Here is a 12,779-nt window from a genome sequence, read left to right as displayed (position 1 = left end):
CGCGGTAATGGGTAATGGGTAATGGGTAATGGGAAAACCATTTTTTACGCTAGAGTGCCCATTCTTCAGGCTTTTCATGGGACAACACTCTCAAGGAACATTTCGATTACTGTACCTCATAACATCGAAAAACGCTGTATTACTGGAGTGGGAGCATCTTGCTCCCTACATTTTTAATTAAGGAAATTCTGAAAAAACGCTGGGATAGGGTCAAGGATTTTCCAGATTTGCCCAATTTTCCCCATCATATTCATATTGGCTCAGAAAGTAATGTAGAGCCAGGTCAATCTAGAAGTATCTTAGAATTCATAGATTTTATGGAATCTGATTTTTGACATATTGTTTAATCGCCGGTTGCAAAGTTAAAACTGAGGATTTTTCCAGTAAACTTCTTTTGTGTAAAGATTGTATCGCTTTTAAGAAATCTGCGTCGGATAACAACTCTGGCGGTTTCTGGCTAATCTCTACCGGTTGCTCTTGGTTCGCTAACCAGTGCAGCAGGATTTTTTCCGATTCTGAAATTCGTTGATAATGTTGTTTAAGGATGGGTTCTAAATCGCCTAAAAAAAGGGTGGGATAGGAGAGGAATTGTTGCACGCTGCCGTTAAATAAATCGAGAATTGTAGCAGCGATAATCTTCAGCCATAAAGGGTTGCCGTTGTAAATTTGGATGAGATCTAACCATCTTTTGGGATCTTTCAGTTGTCTTTGCTGGAGTAGTTGAGTGGCTAAATTGCCTAATCCGGGTACGGGGAAGGTTTTACAGTAGGGATTTTCGGTTTCTAGGGTGGCAATTTCTAGGGGTTGTTCCCAACTGATTAAAACGAGACAACTGTTGTGGGGAAGTTGTCCGATGTCTTGGAGCAATTGACCATAAGTTTGGTATTCTGGGCGATAGTTACTGACAAATTCCCCAGGGGTTAAGGTTTCGTGGAAGTCATCGAGGATGATTAAGCAAGGGTGATTTCTGAGAGACTCCAAAATAACTGGGTTTTGGTTGGATGAAGATGATGCGAGAAATTCTAGGAGGGTGGTTTTTAGGGTATTGAGGGTGGGAAATTGGCGATGACTGCACCACAGAGTAAGCTCGAAGTTGTCTTTGATGTCTTCTACCAGTTGTCTGGCAAGGGCGGTTTTGCCGATTCCAGAGAGTCCGGTTAAGGTAATAATGCGGCTATTTTCTTGGAGTATCCATTGCTTGAGGGTAGCGAGTTCTGCGGTGCGGTTGTGGAGGTTCGGATATTCGGGTGCTTGAGTGAGGTTGTGGCGCGGTTCTGATGTGCTGCTGGGGGTGGAGGGCGATCGTTTTTTTTTGGATGGTTGTATAGGTCGTTACAGATATTTATGTTATTGCCAATATGTACTGCATCGTCGTAATAAGAGAATAGCTGACTTTCAATGAGCGATCGCACATTCTTCTTTTTCACCTCCTCTCCCAACATATCCGACAATAGTTTCCATAATTCCGATGCCGACTTTCTCACATGATCGTTGCTACAGTGGTATTCCTCGGCAATATCCTTATATCCCTTGTGTTCCCATACACCTTCTAAAATAGCTCGTTGCAGGGAGTCCAGATGCTGCCCTGTTGTGGCAAAAATAAACTCATCCGTCCACCGCAAAGCGTCTTGAATCTCCATATCCGCTCAATTTAGGTTGTAGTTTTGTGTACTTTTACCCCCCCATTATCCCACAGTTTCCCCCATTTTGCTACAAAATTCCATGTTTTCCCATTTTTTTGCTTTTAATACTGTTGTAAATCCCCCCCTAAATCCAATTATTATAGGGTTGGCAAAGGGAAAAGTAAGTTGACATAATATGAGTAAATAAGTAAATCCTATCCTGACTAACTTAATTAGGATTGGACTTTTTGAATTTGACGGAGGAAATATTATGACAACTTACTCGGCTTCGGGCGATCGCACTGTGGTTGGCTACATTACAGGAAAAAATGGTCAATATGAAGTTTTTTACAGAAACACTAAAGATTTGTACTTCAAAAACACAGCTACAACTGTATTGACAAAGTTTCGAGTCAATTCAAGTGGCAATTATGTCGCTCCTGATGGCACAACCTACCATAACAACCCCAGTGTGATAGCGGCGATTCAGAATCGCTACGATTTGGGTAGGTATAGTTGACTGTAGAAATTATGAGGTAAATTCGATGACATTTCTGATATTCCTATTATTCATTGCATCTGGATGGTTTTTGATTTCTTGCAAGTGGGAGTATGACAGGCAAGAAAGCTTAGTAAAACTAGAGAGTCAACTACGTTCTGGTGACTGGGAAGGTGCTAATCATGCAACCCGTCGGATACTTGCGATAATTATTTATCGAGACTGCAAAGGAATACCTTGTGTTTCTCCATCGCTTAGAAAACAATTTCCAGTTGGGAAGTTTCTGTATGAGACTATAAATAGAAGACAACAGAAGTTAGGGATAGATATGAATCTAGGATCTACGGAGCATTTCAGTACAGAAGAAATTGAAAAATTTCCGATGGATAAACTACAAGCAATAGATAATATTTGGACTAAATATAGTCAAGGTAGATTCGGATTTTCTGTTCAAGCTTCCATTTACAAACAATATGAAATAACAAGCAATAGAAGCATTAGAAATGATGAATTCACACTCAATGATGGATCGAAAGTGAAAGCCAGTCAAGTCAAGCTTTGGTATGATATTCAATTTCTTGATTATGTAGAAAAGTACGAAAAAAAATTATTGCTAGAACTTAATTGGATGGTTCGACAAAATGTTCCTCATTACCCATCAGTGAGACTTTGCATTGAATCTAAAGATCTGAATCCCGATATTGTAGGCATGTTCCCATGCAGTCTTTCAAATAATTTCTTTTGTAGTCCTATATCTTTTTTCTTGTGGAGAAAATTATTGCGTGGGAGTGTTATTGATTAAAAAAGTTTAATTTCATTGTATGAACGCGATCGCCACATTTAAACTCAAGGCATGGCTGGCAATCAACAGATCGTTGTTGCCAATCATCAAGCCGGTTCGTTTAAGTTCAGCCCTGAGTCCCCTCTTAACTTCTAGCTTCTGATTCGTCATAGGGTCTAGAAACTGGGTTTCTCTGCACGGGTGGCGATCGCCAAATTTAAACTCAAAGCATGGCTGGCAATCAACAGATCATTGTTGCCAATCATCAAGCCGGTTCTTTTAAGTTCAGTCCTTACTCGTCCATAACAAACTCCTGCTGCTTCATCAAATGGGACAATTTCCAGAGGCAGTAGAAAACGTTCTAATCGGTCAATATTTTCTTGGGCACGGCCACTATTTTCAACTCCAAAACGTAGCTCGGCATAAGTAATTGCTGATATCCCCACTTCACCAATGGAATAAGAGCGTAACCGTTCCAACAGTTTGGGGTTCTTACGGTTAATAGTGTAAATACAAATATCCGTATCTAGCAAAATTTTCATTCTATTGGCTCTCGTTCCATCGGCAACGAGCGATCGCGCTCAATCTGAAGATCCTCTGGGAATTCCTGAAGAGCATCAAACATCACCTGCCAAGGGTCTTCCGGCTGTGGCTTGGGAAGTTGAGCCACTATCCAAGCTTCAGGAGTTAAGCCTTGTTTTTCGACAACTTCTAGCAGGGAGTAGTAAGTTTTCTCAGATAAAGTAATCGTATAGTTTGACATAGTTGTACTCAATTCGCTCAATTCCATCTTAACCCCTAGGTTCTGATTCGTCATAGGATTTAGAAACCGGGTTTGTCCTAGGGATGCTGTCTCCTATCGAGGTCAAACCAGAAACCCGGTTTCTTTGCGCGGGTGGCGATCGCCAGATTTCAACTCAAGGGATGACTTCAAAAGCCTCTTTATCAAAGAGTCAAGCCTTGCACTACAATAGGAGCGAAACCCTACTTTTCCCAATCCATGACAAGCAACACTTCACTAGAAGAGGGCATGGCAGCAGTAGAAGCAGCTATTGCTCAAATTCAACAACAGATTGACCATCCAAAATCGCTCAACTGGTTAGAGCAAATTAGCGGCTCTTTCAAAGATGAACCGGCTTTTGAAGAAATCCTCGCATTAGGGCAAGCCATTCGCCGAGGCGATGCGATCGCTTGAGTTAGAATATAGTTGTACCCTCCATCCTCCGAAACTATGACTCCAACTCAATATCAACTCTCCCTCAACTTTGAGCAAGTTTTAACCTTAGTCAAACAACTCCCCGAACCCGAAAAACTACAATTAAGTCAAGAACTGGCTAGAGAATTGTTAGATAGTAAATTAACTGCCCTTTTAGAGTCTTTCAAAACGGATGAACTATCCCTAGAGACAATTACTCAAGAGGTTGAAGCTGTAAGAAGTGAAATCTATGCTCAACAATCAGCCCGTTAAAGTTATTATCGATACTAATCTTTGGATTAGTTTCCTGATTGGCAAGGAATTAGGGAATCTCAAAGAATTACTCGTCAGTCAGAGCATTGAAGTAGTCTTGTGCGAGCAAATCAAAGAAGAAATTAATCGGGTGACGCAAAGACCAAAACTGCAAAAATATTTTTCAGCAGAGAAGGTTCAAGAACTGCTAGAGTTTTTAGGGATTATTGGCGTATCTATAGACATTGTATCAGAAGTTTCTGTTTGTCGGGATGCCAAAGATAATTTTTTGTTAGCATTAGCTCAAGATAGTCAAGCCGATTTCCTGATTACAGGAGATGCAGATTTATTAACTTTAGGGGAATTTGCCGGTACAAAAATTATAACTTACCAGGATTTTTTAGCGAGGATTTAGAAACCGGGTTTCTCCTGGGGATGCTGCCTCCTATTGAGGTCGAACCAGAAACCCGGTTTCTTTGCGCGGGTGGCGATCGCCTCTATGCCACAATAGAGTGAGTTAACCTTTATCGATATGAGTGAAACGGTTTACATCGAAACCAGCATTTTAGGGTATCTCACTGCTAGATCGACCAAAAACTTGATTATCGCTGCCGCAACAGTTCACGGCTTGGATTATTTGTTAACCTGGAACTGTAAACATATTGCCAACGCCCAAATTCAAGGAAAACTAGCAGAAATTAGTTTAGATTTTGGCTATGTGCTGCCCGTTCTCTGTACCCCCAATGAACTGATGGGAGATTAGTCGATGTGGAAAGATGAAATTGTAGAAGAAATTCACCAAATTCGTGAAGCCTATGCCAAGTCTTTCAACTATGATTTGAATGCTATATTTGAAGACTTACGCAAAAAACAAGAAGAAAGGGGCAGAGAAGTGGTCACTTTGTCGCGCCAACCGGGTCTAAAAACCCGTTGGAGTCAACGCTTGGTTGGTGATAAAGCAAAGGAAACCAGCCCTAGTTAGAAGGGATCGCGCTCAATCTTAACCCCTAGGTTCTGATTCGTCATAGGGTCTAGAAACCGGGTTGCTCCTAGGGATGCTGCCTCCTATCGAGGTTGAGCCAGAAACCCGGTTTCTTTGCGCGGGTGGCGATCGCCTACAACGCCACAACCCGTGTCTGAGCTTCTGTGCAAGACTTGGGTTTCACTACGATTTCCACATCCTGACCCAATGTATTTAAAAACCGAAATAACCGGGTTGCAGAAAAACCGGATAGCTTTCCATTGACTAATGCTGACACTTTAGACCGATCGATCCCTAGCAACTTTGCTACTTCAGCTTGAGTCATATTTTGGCCAGCGATAATACTACTAATTCTGTGCGCTAATTCTGCCTTAACCAGTAATTCCTCAGAGTTTTCTAACTCTAAATCTGCAAATATGTTGCCACTTCCGGTTTTGATTTCGATGGGTTTATTCATAGTCTTCCTACTAATTTGTGTAATGTTCTGAATAATGTTCTTTAGCGCGTTTAAGCCTAGACTCGATCAACTCAATATCCTGCTTAGGCGTTGCAATTCCTTGTTTTGACTTCTTTTGAAACGCATGGAGGACATAGACCACACCCGCTAATTTTAAGGTATAAACTGCTCGATAAGTGTCTCCATCAAAATCTTCAACTACTTCCAGCACCCCAGCCCCCTTAAAGCCTTTGAGGGGTTTGGCAGATGGATGTTTTTCACCACATTGAGCTAGATATAGGGCATACCCAACCGCTTGCCGAACCTCTTCTGGGAAGTCTTTTAAGTCCTCAAGAGAACTGCCAACCCACTCAACTGGTTTTAGGTGTTCACTCATTCCTCAATTCCTTGACGAATAGCGTCTTCAGCCCCAATACCCCTAGGTTCTGATTCGTCATAGGGTCTAGAAACCGGGTTTCTCCCTGGGGATGCTGCCTCCTATCGAGGTCAAACCAGAAACCCGGTTTCTCTGCGCGGGTGGCGATCGCCTGTAGGGAGGTAGAATAGGGGATAACAGAGGAATATTCTTAAGGCTCCTGAACCTCACAATCAGTTAATCCGGTTGCTTTCTTCAAAAACTTTCTGTCAAAGCTGTACAAACGTTGACAATTTTGGCTTTTACTCAGATGCAAGGCATCAGCAAAATCCAACCCGTTTTCATGCCATTCTAATGCTTTGGCAATTAGATCGGGATCGGCTAGATAGACATTCGGTAAGCCCAAAAGATAACGCAAGGCTTGACAAATTTGGATCGGATTAAATTTATATGCAAAACGCAGTACCCATTCCGTTTCAAGAATCACAGTGTCTGGAATAAAAACGTCGTTGTTTTGAAGTAACTCCAGACTCTTTTGATATTGCTGTTCATCATCCTGAGTCAAAATCCGGACAACAATATTAGTATCAATTGATATCATTCCCTTGTTCCTCAATCCCTTGACGAATAGCGTCTTCTAACTCGTCAAGCGTTTTCGGAATTCCTTCGTATTTGAGACATCCTGCGACTTTATTCAAAGTGGTTTCTGGAAAGATCTTGAGTTTTTGTTGTTGTAACTTGCTCAGGTCGCGATCGCGCTCAATCTGAAGATCCTCTGGGAATTCCTGAAGAGCATCAAACATCACCTGCCAAGGCTCTTCCGGCTGTGGTTTAGGAAGTTGAGCCACTATCCAAGCTTCAGGAGTCACACCTTGTTTTTCGGCAACTTCTAGCAGGGAGTGGTAAGTTTCCTCAGATAAGGCGATCGTATAGTTTGACATAATTATACTCAATTCGCTCAATCCTATCTTAACCCCTAGGTTCTGATTCGCCATAGGGTCTAGAAACCGGGTTTCTTTGCGCGGGTGGCGATCGCCTCTATGCCACAATAGAGGAAACCTCAATATACTGGAGGGAGTCCCATGGCGATCGCCGATCTAGATCGTATTACTATCAACCCAGAAGTGTGCCTTGGACAACCAACGATTCGGGGAATGCGGATCACTGTAGAATTTGTCCTCAAGCTACTCGCTAGTCAGTTATCTGTTCCAGACATTTTAGAGTCATATCCAGAACTAGAAGAAGAAGACATTCGTCAGGCTCTCAATTATGCAGCCTGGGCAGTATCCGATCGCGTTGTTCCCTTGACTTCAGCATGAGTCATCTACGTTTAATTGCCGATGTTCATATTTCTCCTGTGACAGTTGCAGCCTTAAAAGCACAGGGCTACGACATAGTACGCACCACAGATTTATTACCTGCGACTGCTGCTGATGCCGAGATTTTGGAACTGGCGAGGGTACAAGATAGAGTGATTTTAACCCAAGACTTAGATTTTTCTATGCTGGTTGCTCTCGGCAACTACGGACTCCCTAGCCTAATAACATTACGGTTGTCTTCTGTAAAACCCGATTTAGTCACTCAAAAACTCCTAGATGTTTTACCTACTGTGGAAACAGAACTCACAGAAGGTGCGGCAGTTACGATTAATGATGATTCGGTGCGTATTCGTAAGCTGCCAATTCGATGAAGTTATGAACTGACGTGAGGAGCGATCGCCGCTTCCCTCAGAAACCCGGTTTCTTTGCGCGGGTGGCGATCGCTTGAGTTAGAATATGGCTGTACCCTCCATCCTCGGAAACTATGACTCCAACTCAATATCAACTCTCCCTCAACTTTGAGCAAGTTTTAACCTTGGTCAAACAACTTCCCGAACCCGAAAAACTACAATTAAGTCAAGAACTGGCTAGAGAATTGTTAGATAGTAAATTAACTGCTCTTTTAGAGTCTTTCAAAACGGATGAACTATCCCTAGATACAATCACTCAAGAAGTTGAAGCAGTAAGAAGTGAAATCTATGCTCAACAATCAGCCCGTTAAAGTTATTATCGATACTAATCTTTGGATTAGTTTCCTGATTACAGGAGATGCAGATTTATTAACTTTAGGGGAATTTGCCGGTACAAAAATTATAACTTACCAGGATTTTTTAGCGAGGATTTAGAAACCGGGTTTCTCCAAAGAAATAAAGCTTTTCTCTTGATGAAATTCCATAAGATTGCTTGTGCTGACCAACCTCGTAATTCTAATAAGAAATACATTGCTTCAGTAAAACAAGGCCATGTTGTTAAGAGAGGCTCAGTTAGGGTTTTGTAAGTTGCCACACATCGAACATGGACTTCTCCCTGGCTTTTATCAATTAGAGCAATGAGAGGCCCGGTGTCAACTAAAATCATGGTCTGTGTAGTCCTTGTTTAGATAATTTTCTGGCAATCTGTTCCCCAAAATCAGTTGGCGTAAACTCATGATGAGGCTCTGCGCTACTCTCAATAGCCCCAATTAAATCATCTATTTTTTCCCATAAAGGTGGCTCTTCCGGCTGGGGTTTAGGAAGTTGAGCCACTATCCAAGCTTCAGGAGTCATGCCTTGTTTTTCGACAACTTCTAGCAGGGAGTGGTAAGTTTCCTCAGATAAAGCGATCGTATAGTTTGACATAGTTGTACTCAATTCACTTGATCCTATCTTAACCCCTAGTTTCTGATCCGTCATAAGATTTAGAAACCGGGTTTCTCCCTGGGGATGCTGCCTCCTATCGAGGTCAAATCAGAAACCTGGTTTCTTGGCGCGGGTGGCGATAGTGTAAATACAAATATCCGTATCTAGCAAAATTTTCATTCTATTGGCTCTCGTTCCATCGGCAACGAGCGATCGCGCTCAATCTTAACCCCTAGTTTCTGATTCGTCATTTGCGTCGAGTGCTTCCATAGCGTTGATTGTCGCTTGAGGGGAGGGAGGGGCGATCTGTGTTGGCGATCGCATCATCTGCTTTACTAGAACTGTTGGGTTGTTTGAATCGTTTCCAAGCCACTTTCAGCCCCGTAAACACACTGCGGGTTGTCCCTTGTACCCCTTTAGCTTGTTCGCGGGCAGTTTCTATGCCCCGATCCAGTTGTTTGGCTACTTTCGAGGCTCGTTGAACTCCCTGAGACACATCATCCGTTAAGTCACTAATTTCAATTCCCGTTAAGCGGATAGATTCTAGAGTTGGGGGCAATTCCCGGCTCAGAGTATCAAACAATTTTTCCGCAGAACGAGCCGCTCTAGCCAATTCTTTGACGGCTGGCACTGCAACAATCAATACGGCTGTTAAGCTAACCGCTACTAGAAGAATAGATAATCCTAACCAAAACAGGGGGTCGATCACAAATAAAAAAAGGCAATAGGAAAAAGGCAAAAGGCAATAGGCAAATAAATCTCAAGCTATGGTAAATCCAGGGAATTATTATAAGTTGAGCCTTCTGAGGACTTAAATTCCTGGGTAAAAGACTCATCTGGATCGGGATCTACACTCTCTTCTTCATTATGCAACGGACGAGAGGCCATGGATCGACCTTCTTGCTCGCGCAACCCTGCTTCCACTCCAGCAGCGATCGCCTCCCGCAGTCGAATCAGGGTATCTTCCCAACCATCTTTAGTAGACTCTCCCAGGCGATCGGCCTGAAACTGCACACTTGTCGAAATATCTTCGGCTAAATCTGGTAGTGCAGCAACCGACTTTTTCAAAATCTTCCGAGTTTGTTGTCCGCTACGGGGAGCCATCAAAATTCCCGTCACCACTCCCACTGCTGTCCCCAACAACAAACCCCCAATAAACCGTCCCGATTGCTTGTTAGACATATCCTTGCCAGTATCCTCATCAGAGTAAACCATGTTCCACGAGCCATTACTGTGCATCACCTGGGATGAGAGCCACAAGTACGCTCATTGACTTACCCCATATCTTACCTAACCTGGCGCTGATGTCTAGAGCGTCTGCGCCAAATTCCCAGAACTAAGCTTAAAATAGATAACAATCTTTCCACCTGTGCCCATTGTTGAGCCAACAGAGCATACCGTTGTCGTGCCCACCGAGTTCCCCGTTGTCCTCGGATAATTTGATTAGGGGCATCAAAGAGAACGCGATCGGTGCGCTTTTCTGCCATAATCAAAACATCGGCAATCCGGGCTAATCGCTTCCTCAGTCGCCCAATGCGCCAAGCCAACCACAGACAAAAGACAGAAATCAGTAAATTGAGACAAATAACAGTAGTCACCATTTTGGATTAAATTGAAATGATCTTCTTTCGCTTCACCATGGGCAAGAGTACGCACCTATACCCTAATTTTCCAACCCTAAAGCGCGATCGCCCCTGTAGAATGGCCATATTCACCCCAGACGATTCCTCGATAGGGTTGTCTGTACTTCTTAACTGTACTCTTTAACCTGACACCTATGAGCATTCTGTATGTCAACCCCGCAACGGGTAATGATGGCAATTCTGGTGCATCGACTGCTCCGTTCAAAACCATTAGTCGCGCTCTGCAAAATGTGCCCTCTGGAACCACCATTCAACTGGCAGCAGGGACTTACAATAGCACCAGTGGGGAAATATTTCCCCTGACGGTTCCTTCTGGCGTGGCCATTGTAGGCAATGAAGGAAACAAAGGCCAAGGCATTACCATTAATGGGGGTGGCAATTATATTAGTCCCACATTTGCCGGTCAAAATATTACCCTCAGACTCAACACCAATTCCCAATTACGGGGGGTAAGTGTAACCAATCCCCTCAGCCGTGGAACCGCCGTTTGGATTGAATCAGCCGCCCCAACGATCGCCAATAATACGTTTACTCAATCCAAGCGGGAAGGGGTATTTGCCACAGGAAGCGCCAATCCTTTAATTGAGGGCAATCTATTCCGGTTGAATGATGCCAATGGCATTTCCATGGCCAAAAATTCTAAGGGGGAAATTCGCAGTAATGTCTGCGAACAAACGGGGTATGGGATTGCCGTCAGTGATGATGCTGCACCGGTGATTATTAGTAATCGCATTAGTAATAATCGGGCGGGGATTGTAGCCTCTAATCGCTCTCGTCCAGTTCTGCGGCAAAATGTGATTGAAAATAATACCGAAGATGGTTTAACGGTGATTTCCCAATCGGTTCCCGATTTGGGGAGCGCTCAAGATCCTGGCGGTAATACGTTTCAGGGCAATGGGGGATACGATCTGCAAAATGCTACTTCTACGACGATAATTTCTGCGGGAAATCAACTGAATCCCAATCGGGTGAAAGGGTTAATTGAGTTTATTGCTAGTGATGTGATTACTCCTCCACCGACTCCCACGCCAACCCCTGGGCCGAGTCCAACACCGACACCGACCCCAACCCCGACTCCCACCCCGACTCCCACACCCGTACAATTGCGAGATGTTGCCGGTCATTGGGCACAAGAATTTATTGAAACCTTAGTCAGTAAAGGGGTGATTAGTGGATTCCCCGATGGTACATTCCGCCCTAATAATAATCTCACCCGTGCTGAGTATGCGGCTTTGTTGGCTAAGGCGTTTAATTTGCCTTTTAAACGGCCGGCGATCGCCTTTTTGGATATTTCTAGTCGGTTTTGGGGAGCAGCAGCGATCGCCAAAACTTCACGCATGGGCTTTTTATCCGGTTATCCCGATGGTACATTTCGCCCCAGTCGGAATTTAACCCGCACGGAAGCCATTGTAGCCTTAATTAGTGGGCTAGAGTTAACCGGGGGCGATAGTAGCGCCTTATTTGTGTTCCGCGATCGCACTTATATTCCCAATTACGCCACCACCAAAGTGGCTACGGCAACCGTTAAAGGCATGATTGTCAATTATCCCGACCTGGGATTACTCAATCCCCGACGAGACATCACCCGTGCAGAAATGGCCGCTATTCTCTATCAGTCCTTAGTCGCAACCGGAGAAGCCGATCCGATTAATTCTCGCTATATTGTCCCCGGAACCGGCAGTTCTTCGAGTACCACCGATTCCTTTACCGATTTAGTCGGTCACTGGGCTGGCCCCTTTGTGACTGGATTGCTAGAGCAAGATTTAATTAGCGGCTTTCAAGATGGCACATTCCGGCCCGATAGTTCCATTAATCGCGCCCAATATGCGGCTCTATTGGTGAAAGTGTTTAATCCTCAACCCAAACGCGATCCGGTCAACTTTAAGGATGTGGCGGCCGATTTTTGGGCCGCTGATGCGATTCAACAAGCCTATCGAGCGGGCTTTTTATCCGGAGTTTCCGCCGATACGTTTAATCCGAGCGCTAATGTGAAACGCTCGGATGTGTTGGTTTCTCTGGTGAATGGTTTGGATTTGGGCGTTGGTGACTCGGCTGCGTTGAGTATTTTTGAAGACCGGGATCAGATTCCGAGCTATGCACAAGGGGCGATCGCCAGAGCTTTGCAAAAGTTATTAGTGGTTAACTATCCTAATGCTAATCGCTTGCGACCCAATGATGAAGCAACCCGCGCCGAAACCGCAGCCATGATTTATCAAGCTTTAGTCGATGCTGGACGGGTGAGCGCCATTACCTCAAGTCAGGTGGCATCTACTTAGAATGGGTAATGGGTAATGGGTAATGGGTAATGGGTAATTGACGATCTCCCCATTACCCTAT

Annotated in this window: 23 protein-coding genes and 1 pseudogene; 12 read left to right on the top strand and 12 right to left on the bottom strand. The window is 44.0% G+C overall.

Features of this window, described 5'->3' with window-relative positions; translation table 11 throughout:
• Positions 1-158 precede the first annotated feature (158 nt).
• On the top strand, positions 159-335 hold the full coding sequence (locus PJF56_RS22155; protein ID WP_347179512.1) for a toxin-antitoxin system TumE family protein: 177 nt from the start codon (positions 159-161) through the stop codon (positions 333-335).
• On the opposite strand, the pseudogene PJF56_RS22150 reads toward PJF56_RS22155, so the two are convergent.
• Positions 316-1,640 (bottom strand): annotated as a pseudogene (locus PJF56_RS22150) (helix-turn-helix domain-containing protein). The gene PJF56_RS22155 and the pseudogene PJF56_RS22150 sit on opposite strands and share 20 nt — an antisense overlap.
• Positions 1,641-1,893: 253 nt before the next feature.
• On the opposite strand from PJF56_RS22150, the gene PJF56_RS10075 reads away from it, so the two are divergent.
• Both PJF56_RS10075 and PJF56_RS10070 read left to right on the top strand, forming a co-directional pair.
• Positions 1,894-2,142, top strand: a complete 249-nt coding sequence (locus tag PJF56_RS10075; protein ID WP_283762540.1) for a hypothetical protein — start codon at positions 1,894-1,896, stop codon at positions 2,140-2,142.
• Positions 2,143-2,167: 25 nt separating this feature from the next.
• On the top strand, positions 2,168-2,923 hold the full coding sequence (locus PJF56_RS10070) for a GUN4 domain-containing protein (protein WP_283762539.1): 756 nt from the start codon (positions 2,168-2,170) through the stop codon (positions 2,921-2,923).
• Between the two features lie 12 nt (positions 2,924-2,935).
• Here the strand turns inward: PJF56_RS10070 and PJF56_RS10065 are convergent, their stop codons facing one another.
• The 3 genes from PJF56_RS10065 to PJF56_RS10055 are packed head-to-tail and all read right to left on the bottom strand — an operon-like array spanning position 2,936 to position 3,665.
• The gene (locus PJF56_RS10065) at positions 2,936-3,073 is read right to left on the bottom strand and encodes a PIN domain-containing protein (RefSeq protein ID WP_283762538.1); all 138 of its coding nucleotides are present in this window, start codon (positions 3,071-3,073) and stop codon (positions 2,936-2,938) included.
• Between the two features lie 5 nt (positions 3,074-3,078).
• The gene (locus tag PJF56_RS10060; RefSeq protein WP_283762537.1) at positions 3,079-3,444 is read right to left on the bottom strand and encodes a type II toxin-antitoxin system VapC family toxin; all 366 of its coding nucleotides are present in this window, start codon (positions 3,442-3,444) and stop codon (positions 3,079-3,081) included.
• Positions 3,441-3,665, bottom strand: a complete 225-nt coding sequence (locus PJF56_RS10055) for an AbrB/MazE/SpoVT family DNA-binding domain-containing protein (protein WP_283762536.1) — start codon at positions 3,663-3,665, stop codon at positions 3,441-3,443. Before PJF56_RS10055 ends, PJF56_RS10060 begins: the two co-directional genes overlap by 4 nt.
• A gap of 237 nt (positions 3,666-3,902) precedes the next feature.
• Here PJF56_RS10055 and PJF56_RS10050 point away from each other — a divergent pair, with 237 nt between their 5' ends.
• From PJF56_RS10050 to PJF56_RS10030, 5 genes are all read left to right on the top strand, one after another.
• The gene (locus PJF56_RS10050) at positions 3,903-4,097 is read left to right on the top strand and encodes a hypothetical protein (protein ID WP_283762535.1); all 195 of its coding nucleotides are present in this window, start codon (positions 3,903-3,905) and stop codon (positions 4,095-4,097) included.
• A gap of 36 nt (positions 4,098-4,133) precedes the next feature.
• Complete coding sequence (gene vap15, locus PJF56_RS10045; protein WP_283762534.1) at positions 4,134-4,370, top strand: type II toxin-antitoxin system VapB15 family antitoxin; 237 nt, start codon at positions 4,134-4,136, stop codon at positions 4,368-4,370.
• The gene (locus tag PJF56_RS10040; RefSeq protein WP_283762533.1) at positions 4,348-4,764 is read left to right on the top strand and encodes a putative toxin-antitoxin system toxin component, PIN family; all 417 of its coding nucleotides are present in this window, start codon (positions 4,348-4,350) and stop codon (positions 4,762-4,764) included. Before vap15 (PJF56_RS10045) ends, PJF56_RS10040 begins: the two co-directional genes overlap by 23 nt.
• A gap of 117 nt (positions 4,765-4,881) precedes the next feature.
• Positions 4,882-5,112, top strand: coding sequence for a PIN domain-containing protein (locus tag PJF56_RS10035; protein ID WP_283762532.1), 231 nt, complete (start codon positions 4,882-4,884; stop codon positions 5,110-5,112).
• Between the two features lie 3 nt (positions 5,113-5,115).
• On the top strand, positions 5,116-5,331 hold the full coding sequence (locus PJF56_RS10030) for a hypothetical protein (RefSeq protein WP_283762531.1): 216 nt from the start codon (positions 5,116-5,118) through the stop codon (positions 5,329-5,331).
• Positions 5,332-5,464: 133 nt separating this feature from the next.
• Here the strand turns inward: PJF56_RS10030 and PJF56_RS10025 are convergent, their stop codons facing one another.
• From PJF56_RS10025 to PJF56_RS10010, 4 genes are all read right to left on the bottom strand, one after another.
• The gene (locus PJF56_RS10025) at positions 5,465-5,788 is read right to left on the bottom strand and encodes a helix-turn-helix domain-containing protein (protein ID WP_283762530.1); all 324 of its coding nucleotides are present in this window, start codon (positions 5,786-5,788) and stop codon (positions 5,465-5,467) included.
• A 10-nt stretch (positions 5,789-5,798) separates the two neighbouring features.
• Positions 5,799-6,164, bottom strand: a complete 366-nt coding sequence (locus tag PJF56_RS10020; protein ID WP_283762529.1) for a type II toxin-antitoxin system RelE/ParE family toxin — start codon at positions 6,162-6,164, stop codon at positions 5,799-5,801.
• Positions 6,165-6,354: 190 nt separating this feature from the next.
• Positions 6,355-6,744: a type II toxin-antitoxin system VapC family toxin gene (locus tag PJF56_RS10015; RefSeq protein ID WP_283762528.1), complete on the bottom strand. Its 390-nt coding sequence runs from the start codon at positions 6,742-6,744 to the stop codon at positions 6,355-6,357.
• On the bottom strand, positions 6,731-7,084 hold the full coding sequence (locus tag PJF56_RS10010) for a hypothetical protein (RefSeq protein ID WP_283762527.1): 354 nt from the start codon (positions 7,082-7,084) through the stop codon (positions 6,731-6,733). Before PJF56_RS10010 ends, PJF56_RS10015 begins: the two co-directional genes overlap by 14 nt.
• A gap of 141 nt (positions 7,085-7,225) precedes the next feature.
• Between PJF56_RS10010 and PJF56_RS10005 the strand changes: the two genes are divergently transcribed.
• From PJF56_RS10005 to vap15 (PJF56_RS09995), 3 genes are all read left to right on the top strand, one after another.
• A complete protein-coding gene (locus tag PJF56_RS10005) occupies positions 7,226-7,462 on the top strand; it encodes a DUF433 domain-containing protein (RefSeq protein ID WP_283762526.1) in 237 nt (78 codons plus the stop codon).
• Entirely contained in the window at positions 7,459-7,833 is a 375-nt protein-coding gene (locus tag PJF56_RS10000; protein ID WP_283762525.1) for a DUF5615 family PIN-like protein, read from the top strand. Before PJF56_RS10005 ends, PJF56_RS10000 begins: the two co-directional genes overlap by 4 nt.
• A 113-nt stretch (positions 7,834-7,946) precedes the next feature.
• On the top strand, positions 7,947-8,183 hold the full coding sequence (vap15, locus tag PJF56_RS09995; RefSeq protein ID WP_283762524.1) for a type II toxin-antitoxin system VapB15 family antitoxin: 237 nt from the start codon (positions 7,947-7,949) through the stop codon (positions 8,181-8,183).
• A 352-nt stretch (positions 8,184-8,535) separates the two neighbouring features.
• Here the strand turns inward: vap15 (PJF56_RS09995) and PJF56_RS09990 are convergent, their stop codons facing one another.
• The 4 genes from PJF56_RS09990 to PJF56_RS09975 all read right to left on the bottom strand — a co-directional run bounded on the left by PJF56_RS09990 (position 8,536) and on the right by PJF56_RS09975 (position 10,400).
• Entirely contained in the window at positions 8,536-8,799 is a 264-nt protein-coding gene (locus PJF56_RS09990; protein ID WP_283762523.1) for a hypothetical protein, read from the bottom strand.
• Positions 8,800-9,046: 247 nt separating this feature from the next.
• A complete protein-coding gene (locus tag PJF56_RS09985) occupies positions 9,047-9,508 on the bottom strand; it encodes a hypothetical protein (RefSeq protein WP_283762522.1) in 462 nt (153 codons plus the stop codon).
• Positions 9,509-9,564: 56 nt separating this feature from the next.
• On the bottom strand, positions 9,565-9,981 hold the full coding sequence (locus tag PJF56_RS09980; protein ID WP_283762521.1) for a YtxH domain-containing protein: 417 nt from the start codon (positions 9,979-9,981) through the stop codon (positions 9,565-9,567).
• A 104-nt stretch (positions 9,982-10,085) separates the two neighbouring features.
• Positions 10,086-10,400, bottom strand: coding sequence for a hypothetical protein (locus PJF56_RS09975; protein ID WP_283762520.1), 315 nt, complete (start codon positions 10,398-10,400; stop codon positions 10,086-10,088).
• Positions 10,401-10,576: 176 nt separating this feature from the next.
• Here PJF56_RS09975 and PJF56_RS09970 point away from each other — a divergent pair, with 176 nt between their 5' ends.
• The gene (locus PJF56_RS09970; protein ID WP_283762519.1) at positions 10,577-12,718 is read left to right on the top strand and encodes an S-layer homology domain-containing protein; all 2,142 of its coding nucleotides are present in this window, start codon (positions 10,577-10,579) and stop codon (positions 12,716-12,718) included.
• The last annotated feature ends 61 nt before the right edge of the window (positions 12,719-12,779 follow it).

The sequence above is a fragment of the Roseofilum halophilum BLCC-M91 genome (assembly GCF_030068445.1).
GTDB lineage: Bacteria > Cyanobacteriota > Cyanobacteriia > Cyanobacteriales > Desertifilaceae > Roseofilum > Roseofilum halophilum.
Note: the sequence above shows the minus strand (reverse complement) of the source record. Positions and strands in the feature narration are given on the sequence as shown.

Coding starts and splice junctions, on each gene's coding strand:
- PJF56_RS10060 (WP_283762537.1), bottom strand. CDS start 3,444: ATGAAAATTTTGCTAGATACGGATATTTGTATTTACACTATTAACCGT.
- PJF56_RS10055 (WP_283762536.1), bottom strand. CDS start 3,665: ATGTCAAACTATACGATTACTTTATCTGAGAAAACTTACTACTCCCTG.
- PJF56_RS10070 (WP_283762539.1), top strand. CDS start 2,168: ATGACATTTCTGATATTCCTATTATTCATTGCATCTGGATGGTTTTTG.
- PJF56_RS09990 (WP_283762523.1), bottom strand. CDS start 8,799: ATGTCAAACTATACGATCGCTTTATCTGAGGAAACTTACCACTCCCTG.
- PJF56_RS10075 (WP_283762540.1), top strand. CDS start 1,894: ATGACAACTTACTCGGCTTCGGGCGATCGCACTGTGGTTGGCTACATT.
- PJF56_RS09970 (WP_283762519.1), top strand. CDS start 10,577: ATGAGCATTCTGTATGTCAACCCCGCAACGGGTAATGATGGCAATTCT.
- PJF56_RS10025 (WP_283762530.1), bottom strand. CDS start 5,788: ATGAATAAACCCATCGAAATCAAAACCGGAAGTGGCAACATATTTGCA.
- PJF56_RS10050 (WP_283762535.1), top strand. CDS start 3,903: ATGACAAGCAACACTTCACTAGAAGAGGGCATGGCAGCAGTAGAAGCA.
- PJF56_RS10010 (WP_283762527.1), bottom strand. CDS start 7,084: ATGTCAAACTATACGATCGCCTTATCTGAGGAAACTTACCACTCCCTG.
- PJF56_RS10005 (WP_283762526.1), top strand. CDS start 7,226: ATGGCGATCGCCGATCTAGATCGTATTACTATCAACCCAGAAGTGTGC.
- PJF56_RS10040 (WP_283762533.1), top strand. CDS start 4,348: ATGCTCAACAATCAGCCCGTTAAAGTTATTATCGATACTAATCTTTGG.
- PJF56_RS10035 (WP_283762532.1), top strand. CDS start 4,882: ATGAGTGAAACGGTTTACATCGAAACCAGCATTTTAGGGTATCTCACT.
- vap15 (WP_283762534.1), top strand. CDS start 4,134: ATGACTCCAACTCAATATCAACTCTCCCTCAACTTTGAGCAAGTTTTA.
- PJF56_RS09975 (WP_283762520.1), bottom strand. CDS start 10,400: ATGGTGACTACTGTTATTTGTCTCAATTTACTGATTTCTGTCTTTTGT.
- PJF56_RS10015 (WP_283762528.1), bottom strand. CDS start 6,744: ATGATATCAATTGATACTAATATTGTTGTCCGGATTTTGACTCAGGAT.
- vap15 (WP_283762524.1), top strand. CDS start 7,947: ATGACTCCAACTCAATATCAACTCTCCCTCAACTTTGAGCAAGTTTTA.
- PJF56_RS10065 (WP_283762538.1), bottom strand. CDS start 3,073: ATGACGAATCAGAAGCTAGAAGTTAAGAGGGGACTCAGGGCTGAACTT.
- PJF56_RS10030 (WP_283762531.1), top strand. CDS start 5,116: ATGTGGAAAGATGAAATTGTAGAAGAAATTCACCAAATTCGTGAAGCC.
- PJF56_RS09980 (WP_283762521.1), bottom strand. CDS start 9,981: ATGTCTAACAAGCAATCGGGACGGTTTATTGGGGGTTTGTTGTTGGGG.
- PJF56_RS10000 (WP_283762525.1), top strand. CDS start 7,459: ATGAGTCATCTACGTTTAATTGCCGATGTTCATATTTCTCCTGTGACA.
- PJF56_RS10020 (WP_283762529.1), bottom strand. CDS start 6,164: ATGAGTGAACACCTAAAACCAGTTGAGTGGGTTGGCAGTTCTCTTGAG.